The 26914-nt window shown below is 61.2% G+C and carries 26 protein-coding genes; 12 read left to right on the top strand and 14 right to left on the bottom strand.

Annotated features, from left to right (window positions below; all coding sequences use genetic code 11):
• Positions 1-12 precede the first annotated feature (12 nt).
• A complete protein-coding gene (gene puuR, locus ACJ8IL_RS07835) occupies positions 13-570 on the bottom strand; it encodes an HTH-type transcriptional regulator PuuR (RefSeq protein ID WP_016928041.1) in 558 nt (185 codons plus the stop codon).
• Positions 567-1328 carry a gamma-glutamyl-gamma-aminobutyrate hydrolase gene (gene puuD / locus ACJ8IL_RS07830; protein ID WP_025302552.1) on the bottom strand — a complete coding sequence of 254 codons (762 nt, stop codon included), beginning with the start codon at positions 1326-1328 and terminating at the stop codon, positions 567-569. Before puuD ends, puuR begins: the two co-directional genes overlap by 4 nt.
• A gap of 219 nt (positions 1329-1547) precedes the next feature.
• Between puuD and ACJ8IL_RS07825 the strand changes: the two genes are divergently transcribed.
• The 4 genes from ACJ8IL_RS07825 to ACJ8IL_RS07810 all read left to right on the top strand — a co-directional run bounded on the left by ACJ8IL_RS07825 (position 1548) and on the right by ACJ8IL_RS07810 (position 5976).
• Positions 1548-2966 (top strand): glutamine synthetase family protein, encoded by a 1419-nt coding sequence (locus ACJ8IL_RS07825; protein WP_025302553.1) that lies wholly within the window; start codon positions 1548-1550, stop codon positions 2964-2966.
• 308 nt (positions 2967-3274) lie between these two features.
• A complete protein-coding gene (locus ACJ8IL_RS07820) occupies positions 3275-4645 on the top strand; it encodes an APC family permease (RefSeq protein WP_025302554.1) in 1371 nt (456 codons plus the stop codon).
• A gap of 91 nt (positions 4646-4736) precedes the next feature.
• Positions 4737-5630: an aromatic amino acid DMT transporter YddG gene (yddG, locus tag ACJ8IL_RS07815; protein WP_060432919.1), complete on the top strand. Its 894-nt coding sequence runs from the start codon at positions 4737-4739 to the stop codon at positions 5628-5630.
• Between the two features lie 73 nt (positions 5631-5703).
• A complete protein-coding gene (locus ACJ8IL_RS07810; protein ID WP_025302556.1) occupies positions 5704-5976 on the top strand; it encodes a hypothetical protein in 273 nt (90 codons plus the stop codon).
• Between the two features lie 2 nt (positions 5977-5978).
• On the opposite strand, the gene ACJ8IL_RS07805 is transcribed toward ACJ8IL_RS07810, so the two are convergent.
• Positions 5979-6959, bottom strand: a complete 981-nt coding sequence (locus ACJ8IL_RS07805) for a GlxA family transcriptional regulator (RefSeq protein WP_025302557.1) — start codon at positions 6957-6959, stop codon at positions 5979-5981.
• Between the two features lie 115 nt (positions 6960-7074).
• On the opposite strand from ACJ8IL_RS07805, the gene ACJ8IL_RS07800 reads away from it, so the two are divergent.
• Entirely contained in the window at positions 7075-7716 is a 642-nt protein-coding gene (locus ACJ8IL_RS07800) for an HD domain-containing protein (RefSeq protein ID WP_025302558.1), read from the top strand.
• Between the two features lie 356 nt (positions 7717-8072).
• The gene (locus tag ACJ8IL_RS07795; RefSeq protein ID WP_060432921.1) at positions 8073-8951 is read left to right on the top strand and encodes a nucleoside-specific channel-forming protein Tsx; all 879 of its coding nucleotides are present in this window, start codon (positions 8073-8075) and stop codon (positions 8949-8951) included.
• A gap of 52 nt (positions 8952-9003) precedes the next feature.
• On the opposite strand, the gene ACJ8IL_RS07790 is transcribed toward ACJ8IL_RS07795, so the two are convergent.
• Positions 9004-9183, bottom strand: coding sequence for a hypothetical protein (locus ACJ8IL_RS07790; RefSeq protein ID WP_025160261.1), 180 nt, complete (start codon positions 9181-9183; stop codon positions 9004-9006).
• Between the two features lie 441 nt (positions 9184-9624).
• On the opposite strand from ACJ8IL_RS07790, the gene ACJ8IL_RS07785 reads away from it, so the two are divergent.
• Positions 9625-10098 (top strand): anti-virulence regulator CigR family protein, encoded by a 474-nt coding sequence (locus tag ACJ8IL_RS07785; protein ID WP_197833904.1) that lies wholly within the window; start codon positions 9625-9627, stop codon positions 10096-10098.
• Between the two features lie 114 nt (positions 10099-10212).
• A complete protein-coding gene (locus ACJ8IL_RS07780; RefSeq protein WP_230490484.1) occupies positions 10213-10743 on the top strand; it encodes a chorismate mutase in 531 nt (176 codons plus the stop codon).
• A gap of 3 nt (positions 10744-10746) precedes the next feature.
• On the opposite strand, the gene ACJ8IL_RS07775 is transcribed toward ACJ8IL_RS07780, so the two are convergent.
• The 4 genes from ACJ8IL_RS07775 to hutC all read right to left on the bottom strand — a co-directional run bounded on the left by ACJ8IL_RS07775 (position 10747) and on the right by hutC (position 15464).
• On the bottom strand, positions 10747-12282 hold the full coding sequence (locus ACJ8IL_RS07775) for a serine hydrolase domain-containing protein (protein WP_141969255.1): 1536 nt from the start codon (positions 12280-12282) through the stop codon (positions 10747-10749).
• 245 nt (positions 12283-12527) lie between these two features.
• Complete coding sequence (gene hutG, locus ACJ8IL_RS07770; RefSeq protein WP_230490485.1) at positions 12528-13331, bottom strand: N-formylglutamate deformylase; 804 nt, start codon at positions 13329-13331, stop codon at positions 12528-12530.
• Positions 13328-14551 (bottom strand): imidazolonepropionase, encoded by a 1224-nt coding sequence (hutI, locus tag ACJ8IL_RS07765; RefSeq protein ID WP_442516464.1) that lies wholly within the window; start codon positions 14549-14551, stop codon positions 13328-13330. The genes hutG and hutI overlap by 4 nt, the downstream gene beginning before the upstream one ends.
• A 157-nt stretch (positions 14552-14708) precedes the next feature.
• Positions 14709-15464 (bottom strand): histidine utilization repressor, encoded by a 756-nt coding sequence (gene hutC, locus ACJ8IL_RS07760; RefSeq protein ID WP_025302564.1) that lies wholly within the window; start codon positions 15462-15464, stop codon positions 14709-14711.
• A gap of 180 nt (positions 15465-15644) precedes the next feature.
• On the opposite strand from hutC, the gene ACJ8IL_RS07755 reads away from it, so the two are divergent.
• The 3 genes from ACJ8IL_RS07755 (at position 15645) to ACJ8IL_RS07745 (ending at position 18652) form a co-directional block, all read left to right on the top strand.
• On the top strand, positions 15645-17015 hold the full coding sequence (locus tag ACJ8IL_RS07755) for a formimidoylglutamate deiminase (RefSeq protein ID WP_442516463.1): 1371 nt from the start codon (positions 15645-15647) through the stop codon (positions 17013-17015).
• Entirely contained in the window at positions 17015-17578 is a 564-nt protein-coding gene (locus tag ACJ8IL_RS07750; RefSeq protein WP_442516462.1) for a HutD/Ves family protein, read from the top strand. Before ACJ8IL_RS07755 ends, ACJ8IL_RS07750 begins: the two co-directional genes overlap by 1 nt.
• Before the next feature lie 72 nt (positions 17579-17650).
• Positions 17651-18652 carry a LacI family DNA-binding transcriptional regulator gene (locus ACJ8IL_RS07745; RefSeq protein ID WP_141969245.1) on the top strand — a complete coding sequence of 334 codons (1002 nt, stop codon included), beginning with the start codon at positions 17651-17653 and terminating at the stop codon, positions 18650-18652.
• A 41-nt stretch (positions 18653-18693) separates the two neighbouring features.
• On the opposite strand, the gene ACJ8IL_RS07740 is transcribed toward ACJ8IL_RS07745, so the two are convergent.
• From ACJ8IL_RS07740 to ACJ8IL_RS07720, 5 genes are all read right to left on the bottom strand, one after another.
• A complete protein-coding gene (locus ACJ8IL_RS07740) occupies positions 18694-20136 on the bottom strand; it encodes a glycoside hydrolase family 32 protein (protein WP_442516461.1) in 1443 nt (480 codons plus the stop codon).
• Positions 20133-21392, bottom strand: a complete 1260-nt coding sequence (locus ACJ8IL_RS07735; RefSeq protein WP_173888691.1) for an MFS transporter — start codon at positions 21390-21392, stop codon at positions 20133-20135. The genes ACJ8IL_RS07740 and ACJ8IL_RS07735 overlap by 4 nt, the downstream gene beginning before the upstream one ends.
• 168 nt (positions 21393-21560) lie before the next feature.
• Positions 21561-22865: an MFS transporter gene (locus ACJ8IL_RS07730; protein ID WP_025302570.1), complete on the bottom strand. Its 1305-nt coding sequence runs from the start codon at positions 22863-22865 to the stop codon at positions 21561-21563.
• A 90-nt stretch (positions 22866-22955) separates the two neighbouring features.
• Positions 22956-23342: a GFA family protein gene (locus ACJ8IL_RS07725; RefSeq protein ID WP_025302571.1), complete on the bottom strand. Its 387-nt coding sequence runs from the start codon at positions 23340-23342 to the stop codon at positions 22956-22958.
• 82 nt (positions 23343-23424) lie between these two features.
• Positions 23425-24123: a DAPG hydrolase family protein gene (locus ACJ8IL_RS07720; RefSeq protein ID WP_046898545.1), complete on the bottom strand. Its 699-nt coding sequence runs from the start codon at positions 24121-24123 to the stop codon at positions 23425-23427.
• A gap of 93 nt (positions 24124-24216) precedes the next feature.
• On the opposite strand from ACJ8IL_RS07720, the gene ACJ8IL_RS07715 reads away from it, so the two are divergent.
• Positions 24217-24861, top strand: a complete 645-nt coding sequence (locus ACJ8IL_RS07715) for a TetR/AcrR family transcriptional regulator (protein ID WP_049204082.1) — start codon at positions 24217-24219, stop codon at positions 24859-24861.
• Between the two features lie 56 nt (positions 24862-24917).
• Here ACJ8IL_RS07715 and pckA read toward each other — a convergent pair whose 3' ends face one another.
• Complete coding sequence (pckA, locus tag ACJ8IL_RS07710; protein ID WP_442516460.1) at positions 24918-26537, bottom strand: phosphoenolpyruvate carboxykinase (ATP); 1620 nt, start codon at positions 26535-26537, stop codon at positions 24918-24920.
• Positions 26538-26914 lie beyond the last annotated feature (377 nt).

Genomic DNA, 26914 nt, shown 5'->3' with positions numbered 1-26914 from the left:
TGGCTCCGTTGATCAGAATGTCGTCGGCGTATGGGCGCTGATAATCCGGCAAATGCGCGCCGACGTGTTGCTGAAACTGTGGGGGATGCCGGTATTGATGGCGTAGCTCTGCCCGGCCAGCAGGTGATAGCTCTGGCCGTTGACCTGCAGCACCACTTCGCCTTCCAGCAGCGTGCCAATCTCTTCCCCTTGGTGTTTGATGCGCTCGCCGGTGGTGGTGCCCGGTTCGTAGGTCTCGATCATCATTGCCAACGTACGATTCGGGTCGCCGTTGTGGATCAGCTTCATCGAAACGCCCTGGCTGCCGATTTCGATCAGGTCGTCGCTGTCTATCACGATCTGCGGCTCAGCCGGTTTTTCCGGCTCGGCGAAAAACGCCGACAGCGACAGACCGTACACCGTCAGCAACTTTTGCAGCGTGCTGATGGCCGGGCTGACCTTATCTTGCTCGATAGTACTGATGGCGCTGTGGGTTAACCCAGACAGTTCGGCGACCCGGCGCTGCGACAACCCCAATTGTTGACGGATCTGCGACAGACGTTTTCCCGGTGCCAAGCTGACGTCGCTCATGGGCGTTTTTCCTTTTGATAGTTCCGACAGGCGGTGATGAAACCATCAAACAACAGGCGCGACAGGGCATACTCGTCGCTGTTCCACTCGGGGTGCCACTGCACGCCGAGCGCGAAGGGCTGATCGCGCACGCTGATCGCCTCCACCAGCCCGTCAGCGGCGTGCGCCTCGATGCGAACGCTCGCGCCCAGGGTTTTGGCACCCTGGCCGTGCAGCGAGTTCACCCAGAATCTGTTGCAATCCGGTATCAGTTGCGAAAGCAGCCCCCCTTCCTGAACGATGACTTCGTGGGCGGGGGCGTATTGCTGTTCCAGCGGCAGGTCGTGATCTTCACGATGCTCCAGCAGCTCGGGCAGTTCGTACAGGCGGCGATGCAGGGTGCCTTGAGTGGCGACCACCATTTCCTGCATGCCGCGGCAAATGGCGAAAAGGGGAATGCGCCTGTCGAATGCCTGGCGGATCAGCGCCAGGCTCAACGCGTCTCGGCCAGGATCGGCGTCAGGCTCATCGCCGTTTTCACCATAAAGGTGCGGCTGCACATTACTGGGGCTGCCCGGCAGCAAAATGCCGTCGAGGCGCGGCAGCAGCTCCGCCAGCATTTCCGGCTCCGCCAGCGCGTGCGGCAGGGCGATCGGCAAGCCGCCGGCGGTGATAACGGCATTCAGGTACTTTTCTTGCAAGGTCTGTGTGAGGTGCCCGTTTAACCTATACCTGCACATGACGACGCCAATGACTGGTCTGTTAAATATATTGTCCATGCTATCCCCTTGGTACGTTCGAAATTATGAACGATAAGCTTCTCCACCGCCGATTTCGTTCAATATTCTATAAATCTAGCAGTCGATTGGGCAATATTCAAACCAAAAGTAACACTTGCAAAACAAATTTGTTTCATCTACGTTTCATTTGTGGGCATTATATTGAACAAGACGGTCAATAAACATCGACGACAGCAAAACACAAACGGCGGGTGAACCATGCAGACCAACATCGTAGAAGTGGAAAACTTTGTTCAGCACAGTGAAGAGAGACGAAGTAGCGCGTTCCAGCGCGAAGTGAAGAAGTATCTGGAACGTTATCCGTTAACCCAACATGTCGACGTACTGTTGACCGACCTGAACGGCAGCTTCCGCGGCAAACGCATCCCGGTCGGCGGCCTGAACAAACTGGAGAAGGGCTGTTACTTCCCGGCGTCGGTATTTGCGATGGATATTCTCGGCAACGTGGTGGAAGAGGCCGGGTTGGGGCAGGAGTTGGGCGAGCCGGATCACGTGTGCGTGCCGGTACCGGGCACGCTGACGCCGTCGGCGGCGGACCCGCAATATATCGCGCAGGTGCTGCTCACCATGTTGGATGAAGATGGCACTCCCTTTGACGTTGAACCGCGCAATGTGCTGAACCGAGTGTGGCAGCGTTTGCGTCAGCGCGGGCTTTCCCCCGTGGTAGCGGTAGAGTTGGAGTTCTATCTCATCGATCGTCAACGTGACGCGGAAGGCTATCTGCAGCCGCCGTGCGCGCCGGGCACGCAAGAGCGCAACACCCAAAGCCAGGTGTACTCCGTCGATAACCTGAACCATTTCGCCGATGTGCTGAGCGAGATCGACGAACTGGCGCGTTTGCAGGGCATTCCGGCGGACGGCGCGGTGGCGGAGGCGTCGCCGGGGCAGTTCGAGGTCAACCTGCATCATACTGATGATGTGCTGCAGGCCTGCGATCACGCGCTGGCGCTGAAGCGGCTGGTGCGCATGGTGGCCGAGAACCACAATATGCAGGCGACCTTTATGGCCAAACCGTATGAGGAGCACGCCGGCAGCGGCATGCACGTGCACATCAGCATGCTGAACGCGCAGGGCAACAACGTGTTCGCCGACGATGACGGCGAAGATTCGGCGCTGCTGAAACAGGCGCTGGCGGGCATGATCGCCCTGATGCCGTCTTCGATGGCGCTGCTGGCGCCGAACGTCAACGCCTACCGCCGCTTCCAGCCTGGCATGTATGTGCCGACCCAGGCTTCCTGGGGGCATAACAACCGCACCGTGGCGCTGCGCATTCCCTGCGGCGATCGCGACAACCACCGCGTGGAGTATCGCGTGGCGGGCGCCGACGCCAATCCTTATCTGGTGATGGCGACCATTCTGGCCGGCATCGTTTATGGCCTGGAAACCGCATTGCCGCTGCCTGAGCCGGTGACCGGCAACGGTCTGGAGCAGGACGGGCTGCCGTTCCCGATCCGCCAGAGCGACGCGCTGTACGAGTTCGAACATCAGCCGGTGCTCAATGCATTGTTGGGCGAACGCTTCAGCCACGTCTATCTGGCCTGTAAAACTGATGAGCTGGTGCAGTTCGAGCGCCTGATCACCGAAACCGAAATCGAGTGGATGTTGAAAAACGCCTGATCCCGCTCACCCTGCGACTACCGCGCGCGTCCGGCGCATTTCATCGGCTCTCCTGTGGCCGGCGAGGCTGCGCGCTGCGGTACAGAATTTCTTCTATCACGGCGTACAGGACGCCGACGAGGAAATAACCATGACTCAGTCAGCCCCCTGCGCAGACGTTTGTCTGTGCCGCAGTGCCTACGGGCCGGTCGCCGGCCGCCCGACAGCGATACCAACCCGTTTTTACCGCCGCCTGAGCAGCAGTTTCCCTGCGGCCTCTCTGAATGACGTTGCACGGTTGACAGCAGAGGACCAAGAGGGGAAATGCCATGACGATTAAAGCCATCGACGGCGGCCCGGCGGGCAAACCGCAGCTGCGCAAATCCCTCAAGCTGTGGCAGGTGGTGATGATGGGCCTGGCCTATCTGACGCCGATGACGGTGTTTGACACCTTCGGGATCGTCTCCGGCCTCACCGACGGCCATGTGCCGACCTCCTATCTGCTGGCGCTGGCCGGCGTGCTGTTCACCGCCATCAGCTATGGCAAACTGGTGCGCCAGTTTCCCACCGCCGGCTCTGCCTATACCTATGCGCAGAAGGCGATCAACCCGCACGTCGGTTTTCTGGTGGGGTGGTCATCGCTGCTTGATTATCTGTTCCTGCCGATGATCAATACGCTGCTGGCGAAGATTTACCTGACCGCGCTGTTCCCGGAAGTGCCGCCCTGGGTGTGGGTCGTGGGCTTCGTTATCCTTATCACCGCCATCAACCTGAAAAGCGTCAATCTGGTGGCCAACTTCAATACCCTGTTCGTATTGGCGCAGGTGGCGATCATTCTGGTGTTCATCTATCTGGTGGTGCGCGGCCTGCACAACGGCGAGGGGATGGGCACGGTGTGGAGCCTGCGGCCGTTCCTCAGCGAGAATGCGCATCTGCTGCCGATCATTACCGGCGCGACTATCCTGTGCTTCTCGTTCCTCGGTTTTGACGCGGTCACCACGCTGTGTGAAGAGACGCCCGACGCCGCCAAGGTGATCCCGCGCGCCATCTTCCTGACCGCGCTGTACGGCGGGGTGATCTTTATCAGCGTGTCGTTCTTCATTCAGCTGTTTTTCCCGTCCATTCAACGCTTTCACCAGCCCGACGCCGCGCTGCCGGAGATCGCGCTGTACGTCGGCGGCAAGCTGTTCCAGTCGATCTTCCTGTGCGTGACCTTCATCAACACGCTGGCCTCCGGCCTGGCGTCGCACGCCAGCGTATCGCGCCTGCTGTACGTGATGGGGCGTGACAACGTGTTCCCGGAGAAATTCTTCGGCTATATCCACCCCAAATGGCGCACCCCGGCGCTGAACGTACTGATGGTCGGGCTGGTGGCGCTGTCAGCGCTGTCGTTCGATCTGGTGACCGCCACGGCGCTGATCAACTTTGGTGCGCTGGTAGCCTTTACCTTCGTTAACCTGTCGGTGATCAGCCACTTCTTCATTCGCGAAGGGCGCAACAAAAGCTGGAAGGATCGCTTCAACTTCCTGTTCCTGCCGTTGGTGGGGGCGCTGACGGTGGGGGTGCTGTGGCTGAACCTGGAGAAAAGCTCGCTGACCATGGGGCTGATCTGGGCGACACTGGGCTTCGGCTATTTGGCCTGGCTGACCCGACGCTTTCGCCAGCCGCCGCCGCAGTTGGAGCGGCAACCGCAGCAATAAATTCACAGGCGGGAGTATCCCGCCTTTCTTTTTGGCACGTGCGGCAGTAGAGTGAAAAACCTGATAAAAAATAACCCATTGGACCTGTCTTATGCCCGCTTTGCCCTCGCGTACCCGCGCCACGCTGTTCGGTTTGTTGGCCATTGTGCTGTGGAGCAGCGTGGTTGGCCTTATTCGCAGCGTCAGCGAAGGGCTGGGGCCGATCGGCGGCGCGGCGATGATCTACAGCGTCAGCGCGGTGTTTTTGCTGGTGGCGCTCGGCGTGCCGAAATGGCGCAGCTTTCCGCGACCTTATCTCATCGTCGGCAGCCTGCTGTTCGTCAGCTACGAGATCTGCCTGTCGCTGTCGCTCGGCTACGCCAATACCCGCCTGCAGGCGATAGAAGTGGGCATGATCAACTACCTGTGGCCCTGTTTCACCGTGCTGATGGCGCTGGCGCTCAACGGCCAAAAGGCGAAATGGTGGCTGCTGCCGGGGCTGCTGCTGTCGCTGTTCGGCATCGGCTGGATCATGAGCGGCGAGGGCGGCTGGTCACCGGCGCAGATGCTGGCCAACGTGCGCAGCAATCCGCTCAGCTATACGCTGGCGTTCAGCGGCGCGGTGATCTGGGCGCTGTATTGCAACCTGACCAAGAAGATTGCCCAAGGCAGCAACGGCGTAGTGCTGTTCATCGTGCTGACCGCGCTGGCGCTGTGGCTGAAGTATGCTTTCAGCGCGGAAAGCGGCATGCAGTTCAGCCTCGGCGTGACCGTAACGCTGCTGTGCGCCGGGGTGGCGATGGGAGCAGGGTATGCCGCCTGGAACGTTGGCATTCTGCACGGTAACATGACGCTGCTGGCCACCGTCTCTTATTTTACCCCGGTACTGTCGGCGGTGTTCGCCGCGCTGGTGTTGCACACCTCGCTGACCGCCAATTTCTGGCAGGGCGTAGCGATGGTCACGCTTGGCTCGCTGATCTGTTGGCGGGCAACTCGCGGAAATTAACGGAAATTATCCGCCGTCGGCGCAATGTTGAACTAGAATTTAACTAGCCATGTTGCCTGAAGGAACGACGACGATGAGAAGCGACATTCAATTTATTCAACAGCCTGAAATCGACGTGCATCATTATGAGCGCGGCGATACCGTGCGCCTGACCACGGCGAATCTGCGGCACGAATATCAGCTCGACGTTTATATTTTGCGCCGCGACGACAAGCTGATTTACGGTTCGGTCGTCGCGGCGGCGCCCAAGACCGACATTCCGGTTGCCAACTGGGAGGTGAAAAACGGCGAAGAGGTGGCGTTCCGCCAGGAAAACATCGCCAAGGCGGTGCCGGCGGTAAACTGATCTCAGCTTTCGCGCCGCAGTTGTTTACCGAGAAACATTTTTCGATAGTCCGCCGGCGTTACCCCCAGCCGGCGGATAAATGCCCGCCGCATCAGCTCTGCACTGGAAAAACCGCAATGCGCCGCCACCTGTTTTGGCGCCAATACGCCGAGTTCCAATAACCTGCGCGCTTCGGCGATGCGGGCTTCCTCGAGCCATTTAGCGGGAGAGGTGCCGACCTCGTTGCCGAACAGCCTGCTGAAATGCCGCGGGGTGACGCCGGCGCGTTCCGCCAGGCTGGCTACGTTGTGCGGTAACCCGATATTGTCTATCGCCCAGCGTTGCACTTCCTGCAGCATTGAGCGCCCGGCCAGGGTCGCCTGTTCCCGATAGCTGAATTGCATCTGCCCGCCGGGACGGCGGAAAAACATCACCAGCTGGGCCGCGACCCGCTGCGCGATCTCACGCCCTAAATCGTCTTCCACCATTATCAGCGCCAGATCCAGCCCTGAGGTCACGCCAGCGGCAGTCTGCAGGCGCCCGTCACGCACATAAATGGCGTCTTTATCCACCGTGACCTGAGGATAGCGGCGACACAATTGATCGGCTACCGCCCAGTGGGTGGTGATTTGCCGCCCATCCAACAGGCCGGCCTCCGCCAGCAGAAAAGCGCCGCTGCACACCGAGCCGTAGCGGCGAGTGCGGGGTACCACTCTGCGTAGCCAGTCCAGCGTGCGTGTTTCGCTTTCGCCGTCGGCGATACCCGGTGCACCGGCGATGAGCAACGTGTCGATCGCCTGTTCACGCCATTGGGTGATGGCGAGATCCGGCACGAGTTTGACGCCGGATGAGGACACGATCGGCGCCAGCGTCTTTCCGACTACCTGCAGATGATAGGCGGCATAGCCGGCTTGCAGATTGGCCTCGGCGAAAACATCCAGCGGACCGGAAACGTCCAGCAGCTGCACCTGTGGCACGGCGAGAATAGCGATGGTTTTACTCATGGCATGCGATATCCCGATGGATGGGGGATGTCCCTAATCGTTGATTAATGGCAATTGAGGACATTCAGTGTAACGCCTAATCTAACCGGGTTCCAGACAACGGGAGAATCAAGTTATGAGTTTAACCATCAACGGCATCAGCGTGCCGGATAGCGCGATGGCGCGTCAGGCGACCGAGTTAGTGCGCGACACCGAATCAGATCTGCTGTTTCACCACTCCAGCCGGGTGTATTACTGGGCGGCGCTGGCGGGGCAGCAGCGCAAGCTGGTTTACGATCCTGAACTGCTGTACGTCGGCTGCCTGTTTCACGATATGGGACTGACGCACGATCACTGCAGCTGCGACAAACGTTTCGAAGTGGATGGCGCCGATGCGGCGGCTGAGTTTTTACGCGGGCACGGGGTCAGCCGTCAGGATATCGATCGGGTATGGACGGCGATCGCGTTACACACCACGCCGGGGATCCCGGAATACATGCACCCGCTGATTGCGCTGGTGACCGCGGGAGTAGAGATGGATGTGTTAGGGATCAATTACCAGGGCTATGACGCGGCGCTGCGAGAGCAGGTAGTGGAGCTGCATCCCCGCGGGGCAAACTTCAAGGAAGCGATTATTCAGGCGTTTTACGACGGGATTCGACATAAGCCGGACAGCACCTTCGGCAACGTCAAAGCGGACGTGCTGGCGGATAAGGAACCGAGCTTTGTTCGCGGTAATTTTTGCAGCCTCATTCGTCGTTCGATGTGGCCAGCGTGATCGGCTGCCGCTTCTCTCTCGCCGGCGAGTTTTCGCCGGCATTTCCCGCTTGAATGCCGTACTCCTCTTCATTGCCGGTTGATGACAGTTGGCTCAAAAACTGCGCTAAAAATCGATGTGCATGACAAAAATCACAGCGAATGTGAATTTGAATGAAACATAATTTGACAAATGTGAACGCAATCGATTACCTATTCGCGAAATGCGTAACTGGATCACAGATTCTTACAGTCAGTGGTTTCTATAATGCGCGCGTCATCCGAGTTTCTGTGTGAAGACAACGCCAGGTGTCGGCAGACTCATTGTCATCTTTTCTAAACGGGCAGGAAATGGCCCTTTAAGCATGTGGTAATAAAATGAAAAAAATAGCTCTCGCAGCAGGTGTACTGCTCGCAGCGTCTTACAGTGCATCATCAATGGCTGATAGCAAAGACAGTCAATATGTCTCCGACTGGTGGCACCAGAGCGTTAACGTGGTGGGCAGCTACCACACCCGTTTCGGACCGCAGCTGAATAACGACGTGTATCTCGAATACGAAGCCTTCGCCAAGAAAGACTGGTTCGACTTCTACGGTTACGTTGACGTGCCGAAGTTCTTCGGCGTGGGCAATACCCCGGATCGCGGCATCTGGGACAAAGGCTCCCCGCTGTTTATGGAGATTGAACCGCGCTTCTCCATCGACAAGCTGACCGGCACCGATCTGAGCTTCGGTCCGTTCAAAGAGTGGTACTTCGCCAACAACTACATCTATGACCTGGGCCACAACGCCGACGGTCGTCAAAACACCTGGTACATGGGTCTGGGCACCGATATCGACACCGGCCTGCCGATGAGCCTGTCGATGAACATCTATGCCAAATACCAGTGGGAAAACTACCAGGCTGCCAACGAGAACAGCTGGGACGGTTACCGCTTCAAGGTGAAATACTTCGTGCCGCTGACCCAGGTGTGGGGCGGCAACCTGAGCTACATCGGCTTCACCAACTTCGACTTTGGTTCCGATCTGGGCAAGGACAGTGGTAACGCGATCAACGGCAAACAGCTGCGCACTAGCAACTCTATCGCCTCCAGCCACATTTTGGCGCTGAACTACGATCACTGGCACTATTCTTTCGTGGCGCGTTATTTCCATAACGGCGGCCAGTGGCAGGATGGCGCGGATATCAACCTGCCACAGGGCCCGATCAAGTCTACCGGTTGGGGTTATTACCTCGTGGTCGGCTATAACTTCTGATTTTCCGTGCTATCAGAAACAGAAAACCCCGCCTGGCGGGGTTTTTTTGTCATCACTGTGCTTGTTCAACCGGGAGATGCTTCACCGGCATAAACAGCCTGCCTTTGATCACGTGACATTCATTATTTATCCAACTAATGATTTGTTCACGGCTGACGCCTTCCGACTGCGCGTAACGATGAAGATCGCCGTTAAAGTGTCGAGTGATGTATTCCATGAGGGTCATTTGCACGTCTTTTGCTCCTGAACGCCCACCCGTTGCCAGCCTGGCCACCGCGGGAGGTTGAGGTTTCTCAGACAGCGAATGTAAATTATCGGCAACTAAATCTCAACATAAAGCACCCGGTTAGGGCGACTTCGGCGGGAAAAAGAATCCCGCACGGAGAGGCGGGAAGTGTTCGCTATTATCATTATGGATGATAAGAATAAGATTTGAGGTGCGACGAAAAAGAGCATGCTAACTCTTTTTTGTTACCTTCCCACGCTAGCGCAAGGCTTATTTTTCTTCAAGAAAAATCTGAGGTAAGTATCGGCATTTTCGAGGTGTTTTGCGTTAAAACAAGATTTTGGCGCGTCTGCCGTCACGCGCGCCATCATCTCGGAGTTTTCCTTATACTTCGTCTGGGAAAGGCCCGCTATAGTCAATAGCGTCACCCACGCAGGAATACACAACATGAGCAAACGTCGTACGACCCTCACGGTGTTGGCGCTGATCGCGTCGCTGGGGTTGTCATCCGCTCCGGCTCTGGCTGATAAGGGCGGCAACGGTAATGGCCATGGTAACAGCGGTAACCATGGTAATAACGGCAATCACGGTAACAAAGGCAATAAAGACCCTTATGATAGCGGCGTTTATCGCAACGACGACAATCTGATCACCGTCAACCTCTCGCGCGATCGCGCCCGTTCGCTGGCGCATAACTATGGCCTGACCGGCTACCGTTCGCTGCCGCCGGGCATCGCCAAGAATCTGGCGCGCGGTAAACCGCTGCCGCCGGGCATCGCCAAAAAAATGGTGCCGCGCTCTATGCTGCGTGAGCTGCCGCAGTACCCGGGGTATGAGTGGCGTATTGCCGGTGACGATCTGGTGCTGGTCGCACTCAGCACCGCGATTGTGGCCTCCGTCATCAACGGCGTGTTCGACTAACGCCTGTCGAGCGTTATCGGGCCTCGCTGTGGCGGGGCCTTTTTATTTGCCAGCGCGGGGCGGACGTGGTGAACTTCAGGCCTGACGTTTTCACTGCATCATAAGGGTGGTGCCATGTTCAGGGCGTTATTGATAGCCTGTTGTTTGACCAGTTTTCCGGCGTTGGCGGACGGCGCCGCCGCCCTCGGCGAGCGGGTGAACCAACGGCTGTCGTTGATGAAAGACGTTGCCGGCTACAAGGCCCAGCAGCATTTGCCGATCGAAGACCTGGCGCAGGAGGCGAAGGTGTTGGCCAGCGCGCAGGCGGAGGCGGGGCGTTTGGGGCTTGATCCGGCGTCGGTGCGGCCTTTTATCGCCGCGCAGATGGACGCCGCCAAGGCGATTCAGTATCGCTATCGCGCAGACTGGTTGGCGAGCCCGGAATCCGGTTGGCAGCCGCGCCCGTTGGCGCAGGTGCGCCTGCAGATTGCGCGGTTGAGCAGCCAGATATTGCAACAGCTGGCGGAGCGGCTGCGCGCCGGCCCGTTCGGCGAGGCGGATCGGGCGGCGTTTATGGCATCTGTCGATCAAGTGAATCTTAGCGCCGCCGACAAACGGCGGCTGGCGGATGCGCTGCTGGCGGTCAAAACCGGAAGCGCACGCTGAGCGTCAGTCGCGGCCGACGGTGCTGCGGCGGAAGGTCAGCATCCGGCTGCGGTTGGCGATGAGATCCACGTTGTAACCGCGGAAATAGAGGCAAAAGCGTTTTAACCACGGGCCGTCCTGGCACTCCACCAGCATGCGGCCCTGGCCGAGCGGGCTGAGTGTGCCGGTCTGCGCCGCCGGGCCGACGCCGATATGCACCCGATCGCCGCGAATTTCAAAGGCGGTGCGGTAGTGCGGGTGATACCACAATCCCTGCACATGCTTCAGGCAGTCGCCATTGGCCGTGACCGGCAGAAAACGGCGCGCCACATGCCCGACTTCGCCCTCGACCGCTTCGCCGGTCCACTTCAATTTGATTGGCATATGGGCGGACAGCGACACCGCGTAGCCGTCCTCGCCCTGATACAGCGGCTCACCGCTGCCCAGATAGGCCAGGTTGCCGTCTTTGACCTCCAGCCAGTGTGGCTCGGCCAGCGTGGCGTAAAGGCCGTCGGGGATCGCCGTGCTGCGCTGCGGCAAAGGTTCGCCGAGCAGCGCCGCCATGACCTGCAAAGCCATCCCGAAACTGTCACAGTCTTCGCGGTTGGCCACCAGCGCAACGCCGACCTGGCGATCGGGCGCCAGCAGGAAATAGGTTTTGTAACCGGCGTGGGAACCGCCGTGGCCGAGCAAGCGGCGGCGGCCCAGCGGCGTCTGCGCCAGCCCTAGGCCATAGGCGCTGAGCTGGCCCTGATTGAGGCGGCGCGGGGCGCCGAGTTGCGTCAGCACGCCCTGGCCCGGGCCCTCGTCGGCCAGCAGCGTTTGCAGCCAGCGAGTGAGGGCGTTGAGGCTGCCGGTCAGGCTGCCGGAGGCGGAAAGGTGCAGACCGGCGCTGGCGTGTTGCCAGCCCTGCGGCGCACGCCAGTAACCCGGCACCAACCCCGGCACCACGTCGAACCAGCTTTCCGGTGCTTGCATCTGCACCTGCAGCGGCCGGGCGATGTGCTGTTGCACCAGTTGGTCGAAATCATACCCTTTGCTGCGCAGCGCGGCCTCCAGCAGCCGATAGCCGGTATTGCTGTAGGCGATCTCGCTGCCGGCTTCGTAGTTCAATCTTTCCAGCCCTTCGACAAACTGCATGACCGGCTGCGCCTCGCTGACGGCATGCAGCGAGATGCCGAGCAGGCCGAGCGTCTCGCGCACGTCAGGCAGGCCGCCGGTCATGTCCAGCGCCTGGCCGACGGTGACGTCCGCCAGCGCAGGCTGCAGGGCGGGCAGCAGTTCGCCCAGGCGCTGATCGAGCCGAATGGCGCGGCCGGTGGCCTTCAGCGCCAGCGCGGCGAAGATGTGCTTGGTCACGGAGGCGTAGCGCACCACGCTGTCGGCGGTGAAGGGGGTATTCTGCGCCAGGTCGGCCAGGCCGGCGCTGGCGGTGGCGCGGAGTTGTTCGGCGTCAAACAGGGTAATGGCGCCGCCGGGTTCGCCACGCCGCTGCCAGCCTGCCAGCAATTGTTCGGCGAGGGCGCCGGCAGCGCGCCAGTTTAACGGTGTTACAGACATAGGGCCTCCAGAGTGATGGTTCGAAACGGGCCAGCTCGGCCACACGCCGCCCGGCGCTGACGATGAGCGCGGGCTTTTCGGCTGATTGTGGCGCAGTGCGTTTTTCGTCGGCCGCTGTTTTGTGCGCTGTTTAGACCAGTCAGTGGGGAATCACGCGAAACTTTGATATAGCGCGCAGATTGCGGCTGACGTTACGGCTAAAGGCAAGGGGAGAAACAGGCGCCCGGCGGCGCCTGTAGAGGGGATCAGTTGAGTCTGGCGGCGCCGTCCAACAGGCCTTCAATCATCTGCTTGAGCAGGCGCTGCAGCGAGGCGGCGCGCTGCGGTTCGAACGCGTAAGGATATTGTTCGGACATGTAGTTCACCTGCGCCAGTTCGAGCTGGATCGCATGCTGTTGCTGCTGCGGCAGCCCGTAGGCGCGGGTGATGTAACCGCCCTTGAAGCGGCCGTTCAGCACGTGGGTGTACTGCTGTTGCTGCTCGCAGCAGGCGACCAGCCGATCGCTCAGCGCCTGGGCGCAGCTTTCACCGCCGTTGGTGCCGAGGTTGAGATCCGGCAGCTTGCCGTCGAACAGCCGCGGGATCACCGAGGCGATGGAGTGCGCGTCGAACAGCAGCGCATAGCCGTGCCGCGCCTTGAGGCGCGCCAGCTCGTCCTGCAGCTGCTGATGATAAGGCTGCCAAATCTGCTGCAGATAACCGGCGCGTTCTGCGTCCGTCGGCGCTTTGCCCGGCAGGAAGCTTGGGCGGCCGTCGAACAGCACGTCGGGATACAGGCCGGTGGTGGCGGTGGTGTACAGCGGCTTGTCGTCCGCCGGGCGATTCAGATCGATGACGAAGCGCGAATAGTTGCCGACCAGTACGCTGGCGCCCATCGCCCGGGCGAAGTCGTACAGCTGTGGAATGTGCCAGTCGGTATCGGGCAGCGGGCGGGCATCGTCGGTCAGCCCGGCCTCGACAGCCGTCGTCAGTTGCGTGCCGGCGTGTGGGATGCTGATCAGCAGCGGCAGGCTGCCGGTCTGGAAGCTAAAAGGATCGCGAATGGTCATTGACGTACTTCTCCTCGGAAAATCACCGTACAGGGCAGCTGGCCGCCCAACCAATAAGCCAGTTCCGCCGGCCGCGACAGCGGCCAGTGAACAAAGTCCGCCACCTTGCCGGTTTCCAGCGTGCCGTGGCTGTGTTGCAGCCCCAGCGCTTTGGCGGCGTGGGTGGTGACACCCGCCAGCGCTTCTTCCGGCGTCAGGCGGAACAGCGTGCAGGCCATGTTGATCATCAGACGCAGCGACAGCGCCGGCGAGGTGCCGGGGTTGGCGTCGCTGGCGATCGCCATCGCCACGTGGTGCTTGCGGAACAGCTCCACCGGCGGGCACTGGGTTTCGCGCAGCAGGTAGTAGGCGCCGGGCAGCAGCACCGCCACGGTGCCGGCGTCGCCCATGGCGCGGGCATCTTGTTCGGTGGCGTATTCGAGATGGTCGGCGGAGAGCGCGTGATGGCGCGCCGCCAGCGTGCTGCCGCCGAGGGCGGAGAGCTGCTCGGCGTGCAGTTTGACCGGCAGACCGGCGGCCTCGGCGGCGGCGAAGACCCGCTCCACCTGCGCCGGTGAGAACGCCAGATGCTCGCAGAAGGCGTCAACCGCATCCGCCAGGCCGGCGGCCGCCGCCTGCGGGATGATGGTGTCGCAGACCAGAGTGATGTAGTCGTCGGGGCGGTTGGCGTATTCCGGCGGCAGCGCATGGGCCGCCAGACAGGTGGTTTTCACCTCGACCGGCAGCAGCTCGCCCAACTTGCGCGCCACGCGCAGCATTTTCAGTTCGCTCTCCGGGCTGAGGCCGTAACCGGATTTGATCTCCACGCAGGTGACGCCTTCCGCCAGCAGTGGCCGCAGGCGGAACAGCGCCTGCTCCAGCAGCAGCGCTTCGTCGGCCTCGCGGGTGGCTTTCACGGTGGAAATGATGCCGCCGCCCTGCGCGGCGATGTCGGCGTAGCTTACGCCGTTCAGCCGCTGTTCGAACTCGCCGCTGCGGTTGCCGCCGAACACCAGGTGCGTGTGGCAATCAACAAAGCCGGGGGTGATGATGCCGCCGTTGAATTTCACCGTTTCGTCCGCGATCAGGCCGGGAGGCAGCGCCGCATGTTCGCCAATCCAGACGATCTTGCCATCGCGCACGGCGATCGCGCCGTCGGTCAGGGTGTGATAGTTGCCGTCGCGCATGGTGACGATATCGGCGCCGTGCCACAGGCTGTCACAGTGAATCTCAGACGTCATTGCTTTCCTCCGCCGGAGCCGCAGCTCCCACATGGTTGTATATACAATTAAAAACAACCTAACGCATTCACCGGGATGTCACAAGAGGCGGGAGAGATTTTGTTATCAGGATGTGATCGACAGCGGAGATGCGGGCGCAGGGCGCGCCCGCCGGGGATCAGACTTCGCTGGTGAAGCGGCCGAACAGTTGATAACGGCTGCCGGGGTACAGCAGCCGGGCCGAGGTCACCACGGTTTTGCCGGACCAGGTGCGGCGGTGGATCAGCAGGCCGGGTTCGTGGTCTTCCAGCTGCAGCAGCTCGCTTTCGCGCCGGGTGGGGATCACCGCTTCGACGATGTGTTCGCCGGCGGTCAGCGGCGCGGCCTGCGTCAGATAGGTGTAAGGCGTGACGCGGTCGAAATCCTGCTTCAGGTAATCTGGCGCCACCAGCGGGTTGACGCAGCGGTCTTCCACCTGCACCGGCACGTCATTTTCGTAATGCACGATCTGCGAGTAGAACAGCCGTTGGCCGGGTTGAATGCCCAGCGCCGTCGCCTCTTCCTCGCTGGCCGGGCGGGCCTTCAGCTCGAGGATCTTGCTGCTGTGGCGATGACCGCGCGCGGCGATCTCATCGGCGATGTTGTGCACTTCCAGCAGCGCGGTATGCGCCTTGGCTTCGGCGACGAAGGTGCCGACGCCCTGCATGCGGATCAAAAAACCTTCGCTGGTCAGCTCGCGCAGCGCGCGGTTGATGGTCATGCGGCTGACGCCCAGTTCCGCCACCAGTTCACTTTCGGAGGGCACGCGCTGGTGCGGTTGCCAATGCCCCGCACGAATTTGATTCACGATCGCCTGTTTGACCCGTTGGTAGATCGGGGCGGGGGCATCGCTCATTGCAGCCGCCAGTTGTAACACGGTCTGTTGTTCAGCCACGACGTTAACCTCGTCAAATAAAAAAATAATAACACCAGTTTACTGTTGATGTCGGCGTATGTATATGTATATACAACTAGTGGCCGTCGCGCCAGAAACTTGCCGGCGACCGCCAAAAATTCCTGAATGCGCGCCATCGCCGCGCCTCATTCGCCGTTACATCAACCGTGGAATACTGCCATGCCTGCTTATTTTGCCCCACGCGCTTTGCTCCCAGAGGGCTGGGCGCATAACGTCCGGCTGGACGTCGATGCGCAAGGTTATCTGACTCAAGTTACCGCCGACGCTGAACCGCAAGGCTGCATCCGGCTGCACGGCGACGCGGTGCCGGGCATGCCGAACCTGCACTCCCACGCTTTCCAGCGCGCGATGGCCGGGCTGGCGGAAGTGGCGGGCAATCCGCAGGACAGCTTCTGGACCTGGCGCGATCTGATGTACCGTCTGGTGCAGCGCCTGACGCCGGAGCAGGTGGAGGTGGTCGCCCGTCAACTGTATATCGAAATGCTCAAGGGCGGATACACCCAGGTGGCCGAATTCCACTACCTGCATCACGACGCCGACGGTAAGCCTTACGCCGATCGCGGTGAGATGACCGGCCGCCTCAGTGAGGCCGCACATCAGGCCGGCATCGGCATGACGATGCTGCCGGTGCTGTACAGCTACGCCGGTTTCGGCGCGCAACCGGCGCAGCCGGGGCAGAAACGTTTTATCCAGGATACCGAAAGCTATCTGCACCAGCAGCAGGTGATTGCCCGCCAGCTGGCGGATCGTCCGTTGCAGAATCAGGGGCTGTGCTTCCATTCGCTGCGTGCGGTGGAGCTGGGCCAGATGCAGCAGATTTTGGCCGCGTCGGATCGCACTTTGCCGGTGCATATTCATATCGCCGAGCAGCAAAAAGAGGTGAACGACTGCCTGGCGTGGAGCGGGCAGCGCCCGGTGGCCTGGCTGTATGACCATCTGCCGGTCGATCAGCGCTGGTGCCTGGTGCATGCCACCCACCTGGATCGCGATGAGCTGGAAGCGCTGGCGCGCAGCCGCGCGGTGGCCGGCCTGTGCCTGACCACCGAAGCCAACCTCGGCGACGGCATTTTCCCCGGCGACGCTTACCTGCAGCAGCAGGGACGCTGGGGCATCGGTTCCGACAGCCACGTTTCGCTCAACGTGGTGGAAGAGCTGCGCTGGTTCGAATACGGCCAGCGGCTGCGCGATCAGCGTCGCAATCGCCTGACGACGCCGGAACAGTCGGCGGTGGGCGGCGTGCTGTACCTGCAGGCGCTGCAGGGCGGAGCGCAGGCGTGCGGCGCGCCGATCGGCCGATTGCAGAGCGGCTATCGCGCCGACTGGCTGGTGCTGGACGGCGACGACCCGTATCTGGCGGCGGCGCCGGACGCCTCGATCCTCAACCGCTGGCTGTTCGCCGGCGGCAAAGAGCAAATTCGCGACGTGTTCGTCGGCGGCCGGCAGGTGATCGAGCAGGGGCGGCACGCGCTGCAGCAGCAGAGCAGCGCCGAGTTCCTGCAGGTGCTGAAAACCTTTCAGCAGGAGGCGTAATGAGCCTGACCCGTTTTAACTTCGCCGCGCTGCCGGTTAGCCCGTGGCGCAACGGCGGTGGGGAAACCCGTGAAATCGTCAGATGGCCGCCGGGCGCGCAGGATTTTGACTGGCGCGCCAGCATTGCCACCATCGCGCAGGACGGGCCGTTTTCCGCCTTTACGGGCATTGACCGCTCGATAACCTTACTGGAAGGCGACGGCGTGCGGCTGTTCAGCGCCGGGCATATCGACCATCAATTGGATCGCGTCGGGGAACCGTTCGCGTTCTCCGGCGACGTGGCGCTGGAAGCGACGCTGCTGGGCGGCGCCAGTCAGGATTTCAACATCATGACGCGCCGCGGCCGGCAGGCGGCCGAGGTGCGGCGCAGTACCGCGCCCGTCACCCTGTCACCCAACCAGGCGGGTGTGCTGTATGTGCTGAGCGGGGTCTGGTCGCTGCCGGGGGGCGGCGAACTGCAGGCGCGCGAGGGCGTCTGGTGGGTGGCGCAGGCGGCGGGCGGTGAAGTGGCGCCGCTGACGGCCGACGGCGCTCTCCTGTGGGCGAACATCACAGCCTGCTAACGCAGAGTAGAGTCCTGCGCCCGGTTATGGGATTATTCACTTTTTCCCATTAATCATCATAAAGAAGGGCGCATGGCTTCGCTGAAAGACGTCGCAAAACTTGCCGGAGTCTCGCTGATGACGGTGTCCCGCGCCATCAATGAACCCGGCAAGCTGAGGCTGGAAACCTACCGCCGCGTCAAACAGGCTATCGACCAGTTGGGTTACGTGCCGGATCTGTCGGCGCGGCGTATTCGCGGTGACGGAAATCGCGTGCAGACGCTCGGCGTGCTGGCGCTGGACACCGCCACGACGCCATTCTCGGTGGAAATGATCCTGTCGATTGAGAAAACCGCGCGCGAGCGAGGCTGGAACAGCTTCGTCGTCAACCTGTTTGCCGACGACAACGCCGAACAGACCGTCGATCTGCTGCTGGCGCATCGTCCGGATGGGGTGATCTTCACCACGATGGGGCTGCGTGAGGTGACATTGCCGGCCAAACTGTTGGACAAAAAGCTGGTGCTGGCCAACTGCGTCAGCCCGGCGCATTCGATCGCCAGCTACATTCCTGATGACGAGCAAGGGCAGTATGACGCCACGCGCGCGCTGATCGCCAAAGGCTATCGCGCGCCGCTGTGCATTCATTTACCGGCGGATACGCTGGCGGCGGGCCTGCGCCGTCGCGGTCTGGAACGCGCCTGGCGCGAAGCGGGGCGCGATGTTGAACAGCTGCGGCAGTATCATCTCGATCTGAGCGGCGGCGACCAAAGCTATCGCGACTGCGTCGTGCTGCTGGAGCGGCATTTCTCTGCAGGAAGGCGCGATTGCGATGTCGTGGTGTGCGGGAACGATCGGATAGCTTTTCTGGTGTATCAGGTATTGCTGGCGCAAGGATGGCGGATACCGCAACAGGTGGCGGTGCTGGGTTACGACAATATGGTCGGCACCGGCGAACTGTTCCTGCCGGCATTGACGACGGTGCAGCTGCCGCATTACGAGCTGGGCCGCCTTGCGGCGCTGCATGTGATTGAGCAGCGGGAGCAGCGTGAGACGGTGAAAGTGCCGTGCCCGCTGTTGGAGCGTGGTTCGCTGTAAGCGCACCGGGTGCGTCGTTGCGCGCCCGGTGCTCATTCCCATTATCCCCAGAGGCTTGCCAACTGCCATCCCGTGATGGGCTCGAACTGAGCCCGGCCGCCTTCGGCGAACAGGCTGAGGCGGCGATCGCCCGCCGTCGGATAAATTCGGCTGGTCAGGCAGGCCTGCCCCTGATTGACGAAGATCTCCAGCGATGAGCGGTCAATGAAGATCCGCAGCGACAGGCTGTCACCTTCTGGCAGCGGCACGCTGCGGCAGGTGCACAGGGCGCGGTTTTCATGAAAACGTTCCAGCACCAGCCGGTGCGCCTGATTGTCGACGAACAGCCGCGCCGCACTCCCGATGGCCAGCCCGTAGCGCTCGGCGTCGTTGTCGGTCGGTCTCAACGTCAGGGTGAGTTCCTGCACGTCGTCCGCCAGCGGCAGATGCTGATTGGTCAGCGTCTGTGCCAAAAAGGTGTGCGATTCTCGGCGCAGCGCCGTCAGTTCACGCGCCGGGTCCATGCGGACGCTGCCGTCGGCGGCCAGCGTCAGCTCACGCGGCAGGGTGAGGGCACCGGCCCAACGGTGCGCTTTGCTGGGCATTGGGGATTCCCACATATCCATCCAGGCAAACAGCAGCCGACGGCCGTCGGCGGCGGTGAAGGTCTGCGGCGCATAGAAATCGTGGCCGGCATCCAGTTCGCAGAAGGGTTGGGTCACCCTAAAGTCGCTGTCAGGCCGCCAGTGGCCGAGCAGATAGCCGCTCTGGAAGCGATTGCGGTAGCGGTAGCCCTGTGCCGCCAGCCCCTGCGGTGAGAACAACAACAGGTGTTGTTCCCCCAGCGGGAAGAAATCCGGGCATTCCCACATATAGCCCTGATGCGCCGTTTGCGCGCCGGCCAGCACCCGATCGAAGCGCCAGGCGCGCAGGTCGGCAGAGCGGTACAGGCGCACCTGGCCCAGGCCGTTTTCTTTGGCGCCGACCACCAGCCACCATTCGCCGTTTTCGCGCCAGACTTTCGGATCGCGAAAATGCTGAATGCCGTCCGGCGGGGCCAGTACCGGCCCGTGTTTGATGAAGCATATGCCGTCTTCGCTAGTGGCCAGACATTGCACTTCCCGCACCTGGCTGTCGTCACCGGGTTCGCCCAGCCACACGTGGCCGGTGTAAATCAGCGTCAGCACACCGTTGTCATCTACGGCGCAGCCGGAAAAGCAACCGTCTTTGTCATAGGGCGCATCGGGTGCCAGGGCGATGGGCTGGTGCTGCCAGCGTATCAGGTCGCGGCTGGTCGCATGTCCCCAGTGCATGGGCCCCCAGTGCTCGCTATGGGGATGATGTTGGAAGAACGCATGATAGACGCCGTCAATACAGATCAGGCCGTTGGGATCGTTGATCCAGCCGGCGGGCGGCGCGAGATGGAACTGCGGGTAGTAATCGTCTCGGCGCTCTGCACGCAGGGCTTCGACCGCATGGTCGGCTTGAGCTAAGGCAGTGTTCATTGGACAGACTCACTTGATTTAATGGCGGATTGAAAGGGGGCTACGCTGGCGGAACGTTCGCCGCGCAGCAGGAAACAGGAGACAAGCGTCGTGGCGGCGACCGCGCAGCCCATCAGCAGATAGGTGTCGGCAAAGCCGATGCGGTCATAACCGTAGCCCGCCAGCGGCGACAGGAAGCTGGCCATCACCTGGGTGATGAACTGGAAGCCTACCAGGTACAGTGTGGAGGAGAGTCGGCTGTCAAAGCGGCTCGCGATGTATTTGAAGATAGCGATCAGCAGGATTGGCAATTCTACGGCGTGCAGCAGTTTCATGGCGGAGATCATCAGGGCACCGCTGACTAAGCCGGAACCGAACATGCGCAGCGCCATCACGCCACCGGCCAGCAACAGCCCCTGTTTGGCGCCGATGCGGTTCACCAGCAGCGGCGCCAGGAACATGCCGCCGGCCTCGAGGAAGACCTGCAGCGAGTTGAGAAAACCGTACATCTCGTTGCCCTGTGCGCGAGAAGCGAACTGTGAAGCGAAGTAGACCGAAAATTGCTGATCGAAAACGTTGTATACGCTGATCCCCAGCACAAACACCACCAGTGCCCAGAAGCCGGGCATGCGCAGCAGCGCCAGCGCGTCCTGCAGCCGCAGGTTTTCCGGTTTGCCGAACGCCAGGCCGGCCATGGCGTTCGGCTTCAGCTCGCGTACCTGGCTGAGCAGCACCAGGAACACCACGGCGGCGGCGGAGGCCAGCCAGAAATTGATGTTCGGATTGATATTGAAGATAAAACCGGCCACAAAGGTGGCGCTGGCCCAGCCGAGCGAGCCCCACATGCGGGCGCGGCCGAATTCGAAACCGCTGATGCGGCTGACTCGCTCGGTATAAGATTCCAGCGCGCCGATGCCGGCGAAGAAGGTGGCGCCGATAAATACCCCGCCGACCAGCGCGCCGAGCGGCAGGCTGCTGGCCAGCAGCGGGGCGTAAATGTAGATAAAGAATGGACCGGTCAGCAGCAGCATCACGCCGAGAAACTGCAGCAGGTGCTTGCGCAGCCCAAGCTTGTCCTGAATAAACCCGTACAGCGGCTGTGCGCACAGCGCCACCAACGAGATAGCGGAGAAGATCAGGCCAGTCTCGGCGCCTTTCAGGCCGATCTTCTGATTCAGCCACAGCGAGATCAGCGAAAAGCTGGAAGACCAGGTGAAGAAAAAGAAGAACAGCAGGCCGCTGAGCAGCACGTAATATTTTTTAGTTTCGCGGTTCATGGGTAGGGCCCCGGTGAGTGAAGTTAGCTCCATTGTTAACGTTAACTCGTAAGGGGGTGAAGCTGGCAGATATCACGCGTGCGATGTTAATCACAAAAGTTAACGTTAACATTCGTGCCTTGTGATCGAGGTCACGAGTTGGCAAGGGGGCGATGTGCCCCCGGAGGATCAACGTTCGTTCAGCGAGCGCAGATGATCGTCGCGGCGCAGCGTCATCAGTGCAAACAGGCTGACCACCGAGGTGGCGACCACGTAATAGGCGGGAATGTCGATGTTACCGGTCTGTTTGATGAGGCCGGTGATAATCAGCCCGGCCGAGCCGGAAAACACCGCATTGGACAGTGAGTAAGCCAGCCCCAAGCCGGTATAGCGCACCCGGGTCGGGAACATCTCCGCCAGCATCGCCGGGCCGGGGCCGGCCAGCAGGCCGACTACGGCGCCGGCGACCATCACTGCCAGCCCTTTGGCCCACAGTGAACTCTGCGCATCCTGCAACAGGTGCAGCAGCGGGAAGGTGAACAGTATCACCGCCGCCACCGCCGTCAGCATCACCGTTTTACGCCCCAGTTTGTCGCTGATGATGCCCGCCGGCAGAATGGTCAGGGCGAAGCCGACGTTGGCCAGCACCGTCGCCACCAGCGCCTGCTGGAAGGTGGCGTGCAACGAGGTTTGCAAATAGGAAGGCATCACCACCAGGAAGGTATAGCCGGCGGCCGACCAGCCCATCATGCGGCCGATGCCGATCAATATGGTTTTCGCCACGCCGCCCAAGCTCGCCTCCTGCGGTGCGGCGCTGTGTTCCGCGGCCTGTTGCGCCTGGGTAAACGTGGGCGTCTCTTCGAGCTTGAGCCGCAGCCACAGCGCCACAGCGCCCATCGGCAGCGCCAGCAGGAAGGGAATGCGCCAGCCCCAGTCATGCAGCTGCTGCACGCTGAGCAGCGCGGCCAGCAGCGCCACCAGCCCGGCCCCGGCCAGCAGGCCGAGCGCGACGGTCAACGATTGCCAGGCGCCGAACAGCCCGCGTTTGCCCTTCGGGGCGAATTCGGTCATCAGTGATACGGCGCCGCCGAATTCGCCGCCGGCGAACAGCCCCTGAAACATGCGCAGCAGCGTCAGCAGCAGCGGGGCGGCGACGCCGATCGAGGCATAGGTCGGCATGACGCCGATCAGTGCGGTGGCCAGCGTCATCAACAACAGAACCGCAATCAGCGTCGGGCGACGGCCGATGCGATCGCCGATGCGGCCGAAGATCACCGCGCCGATCGGCCGGCAGAAAAACGCCAGCGCGAAGGCGGCGTAGGTGAGGATCAGGCTGGTGACTTCATTTTCACCCTGCAGCGTGAAAAAATTGGCGGCGATGACGGTAGCCAGGAACCCGTACACCCCGAACTCATACCATTCGATAAAGTTGCCAACCGAGCCGGCCAGCAACGCCTGACGCGAACGGCGCGCGTCGAGAGTCTGTTGATTCATCCCCGTTCCCATACATTTGAATTATTGTTCGTCAGTTCTAAATTTATACGACAAAACAATCAATTGATTTCAGCGGGAACTGTGAGGCGCTCAGCGCATGCCGTCGATATGCCACCATTCGGGGCAAACATCGGCGAACGCGTGCGAGACCGGGCGCAGCTCCGGCAGATCGGCCCGATCGAAGCTGCCGGTGCTCAACGCCACCGTCGGCTCGTCGTCGATCGCCCCCAGCGTGCTGCCGCAGCGCGGGCAAAAGGCGCGGCTGGAATAGGGGGAAGAGCGGTAGAGCGTGGGCATGCCGCCCGGGCCGTTCCACTCGACGGCCTGACGCGGAAATTCGACCCAGCAGAGCGTCGGTGCACCGGAGTGGCGCCGGCAAAATTCGCAGGAACAGCTGTGTGGGTTACCGGGCAGGCCGTGCACCTGAAAGCGAATATGTCCGCACAGGCAGCCGCCGCTATAGCCTGGATTTTCCATGAGTTCTCCGTCATAAACGCGGGAATGGCGATGAAAATCACTATAGCGGCATCGCGAAAAAATAACAGGCCCCGCCGGTGGCTTACCAGAGTAACGGCGCCGGCTCGCGGCCGTTTTCGGCGTAGTACAGCGACGGCAGGAACTGAGCCAGATAGCTGAATTCGTTGTAGCAGTGGCGCATCAGGTTAAACCCGATGTCGTCCGAGAGTTCGTCGTGGGCGTTGGCGCAGGCTTTACCCAGCAGGAAACGGCTGCGCAGCACGCACCCATAGGGCGTATCGCGCGCCAGATGCAGCATCTCGCCGTCGCAGGGATCGCCGTTGTCATCCAACGCCACCTGATCGCCGAAGCCGATGCGCGCACACACGGCGGCGGAGAGCGCCTGCGCATCACGCGCCTGGCGCAGCGGCTGCGGCGCGAAGAAGTCCTCGGCGGCGTGAAACTTGAGGCGTGCCGCGATCGGCGGCAGTTCCGCCAGCCATTCGACCGCTTCGATGCTGGCGCCGACGTAGCTTTCCCCTTTTTTCCAATGGCGATCCCAGCCGCGATGTTCGACGTGATCGTGCGGGTGCCACCAGTTGATGTGCTGCGTGTTCTCAAAGAAGGTGAACCACCAATCCAGCATGCGCCCCTTGCAGCCGTGCAGATCGGTACGGACCGCGACGGTAAGCAGGCCGTCGGCGCTGCGGCTCAGCCCCATCTCCAGCCGCAGTGGTTCAGGCTTGAGCAACTCGTTGATATCGTTAACGCCCCACGGCGCCAGCAGGGAAGGATGTGTCATAATGGGTTCCTGTTTTATTTTGGAAACGAATTGTGTTTCCAAAATAAAACTATGCCGGTATGCTGAGTCTGTCAATGCTTGTGAGGAATAAATATGGCGAACCCGAATGAAGAACCGCCGCGCGCTCGCGGCCGGCCGGCCACGCCGGAAACGGCGCTGCGCGCCGCGCTGGCGCAAGCGACGCTGGCGTTGCTGCTCGACGGCGGCTATGCCGCAGCAACGGTGGACGCGGTGGCGAAACGCGCCGGGGTGGCTAAAAAAACCCTGTATCGCTTTGCGGCCAATCGCGACGAACTGGTCGCGCAGGCGGTGAGCGGCTGGACCGAGGCGTTTCAGCCGGCCTTCGCCCAGGATGCCGGGCGGTGGGAGGCGGTGGCGCCGCTGTTGGAAAAGGGGCTGAAGGCCATCGCGCAGCAGGTATTGAGCGCCGAGGCGGTAGGGATGTTTCGGCTGCTGCAAAGCGAGTTTCCGGGGCGCGAGGCGCTGCTGGACAGCTATCAGCGCAACGGCATTCAGCGCGGCCGGGCTACGGTGGCGGACTGGCTGCAGCGCCAGCAGCAGTGCGGCTGGCTGCGTGCGCGCGACTGGGCGCAAACCAGCGACCTGCTGTTGGCGATGACCATCGCCGAACCGCTACGGCAGATGACGCTGGGACTGTTGCCGCCGGGCAGCGCGATCGACGAGCGCATCGCGGCGGCGGTGGCGCTGGTGATGCCGGGTTTGCTGGCGGAAGCGTGAATACAAAAAAGGGCCGACGAATCGGCCCTTGAACAACAGGATGCAAAACGTCTGCGTTACAGCTTCGGCCCAGCGTTCACCAGCTTTTCGCCCGCCGGGGTGACGGTATATTTGGCGAAGTTATCGATAAAGCGCTGCGCCAGATCCTGCGCTTTCTCCTGCCACAGCGATTCGTCGGCGTAGGTTTTGCGCGGATCGAGGATCGACGGATCGACGCCCGGCAGCGCTGTCGGCACTGCCAGCCCGAAGATCGGCAGCGTGAAGGTGTCGGCCTGTTCAATGTCGTCATTCAAAATGGCGTCGATGATGCCGCGCGTATCTTTGATCGAGATACGCTTGCCGCTGCCGTTCCAGCCGGTGTTGACCAGGTAAGCCTGGGCGCCGGCGGCCTCCATGCGTTTCACCAGCACTTCGGCGTACTGCGTCGGGTGCAGCGTCAGGAAAGCGGCGCCGAAGCAGGCGGAGAAGGTCGGCGTCGGGGCGGTGATGCCGCGCTCGGTGCCGGCCAGCTTGGCGGTGAAGCCGGACAGGAAGTGGTACTGGGTTTGCTCAGGCGTCAGGCGCGATACCGGCGGCAGTACGCCGAAGGCGTCGGCGGTCAGGAAGATGATCTTGCGCGCATGGCCGGCTTTGGACACCGGTTTGACGATGTTCTCGATATGATAAATCGGATAGGAGACGCGGGTGTTCTCGGTTTTGCTGGCGTCGTCGAAGTCGATGCTGCCGTCGGCCCGCACGGTGACGTTTTCCAGCAGCGCATCGCGGCGGATCGCCTGATAGATTTCCGGCTCCGCCTGCGGCGACAGCTTGATGGTCTTGGCGTAGCAGCCGCCTTCGAAGTTGAACACGCCGTCGTCGTCCCAGCCGTGCTCGTCATCGCCGATAAGCTGGCGTTTCGGGTCGGTGGAAAGGGTGGTCTTGCCGGTACCGGACAGGCCGAAGAACACCGCCACGTCGCCTTTCTCGCCCACGTTGGCCGAGCAGTGCATCGAGGCGATGCCCTTCAGCGGCAGCAGGTAGTTCATGATCGAGAACAGGCCTTTTTTCATTTCGCCGCCGTACCAGGTGCCGCCGATCAGCTGCATGCGCTCGGTCAGGTTGAAAGCGACGAAGTTTTCCGAGTGCAGCCCTTGCTGCTGCCAGTCCGGGTTGGTGCATTTGGCGCCGTTCATTACCACGAAGTCCGGCTCAAAGTCCGCCAGCTCGGCGTCGCTTGGGCGGATAAACATGTTTTTCACGAAATGCGCCTGCCAGGCCACCTCGGTGATGAAGCGCACCTTCAGGCGCGTATCGGCGTTGGCGCCGCAGAACGCGTCCACCACGAACAGACGCTTGCCGGAGAGCTGGTTGCCCACCAGCGTCTTCAGATGCTGCCAGACTTCCGGCGACAGCGGCTGGTTGTCGTTCTTGCCGGTGCCGTTGTCGGACCACCAGACGGTGTCGCGCGTGGTGGTGTCGCGCACGATGTATTTGTCCTTCGGCGAACGGCCGGTGAACTCACCGGTCGCGACGTTGACCGCACCCAGTTGGGTGAGGGTGCCGCGTTCCAGCGGCGGCAGGTCGGCGCGGGTTTCTTCGGCGAACAGCAATTCATAGCTAGGGTTATAGACGATATCGGCGGCCTGATGGATGCCGTAGCGAGCGAGAGTTTGTGGGGTAACAGCGCGTGAAGACATATTCTACTTCCTTATGAGTCATATTATGCCTCTTTCCCGAGCGGTGCCGCGCGCAGGATTAAGGTTCGGATCAAGCTGACCGGATTCAGCTACTGCGTTTCCGGTTCTTTATTAATAAATTAGGGGGCTTTTTCGCCCTCCTATAGCATAGCAGCGAATTTAAACCTGCTTACTTTAATTACAAAATGCTGACGATAATTAATTAAAACCAACCTTGGCGGAGGGTCACAATATTGAATTCCGTCGGTGTAATTTAGTTTTGCATTTTTATTTTTTATCATATCTTCAGGGCTGTCTACTGTTTTATTTCTTATTAGAAAAAGCGAAATCCACAATAGGATTTTTCGTAATCATTTGTTTTTGCTTGGCAATGGCGG

Origin of the sequence: Serratia sp. CY47444 (genome assembly GCF_052168635.1) — a bacterium.
GTDB lineage: Bacteria > Pseudomonadota > Gammaproteobacteria > Enterobacterales > Enterobacteriaceae > Serratia > Serratia bockelmannii.
Note: the sequence above shows the minus strand (reverse complement) of the source record. Positions and strands in the feature narration are given on the sequence as shown.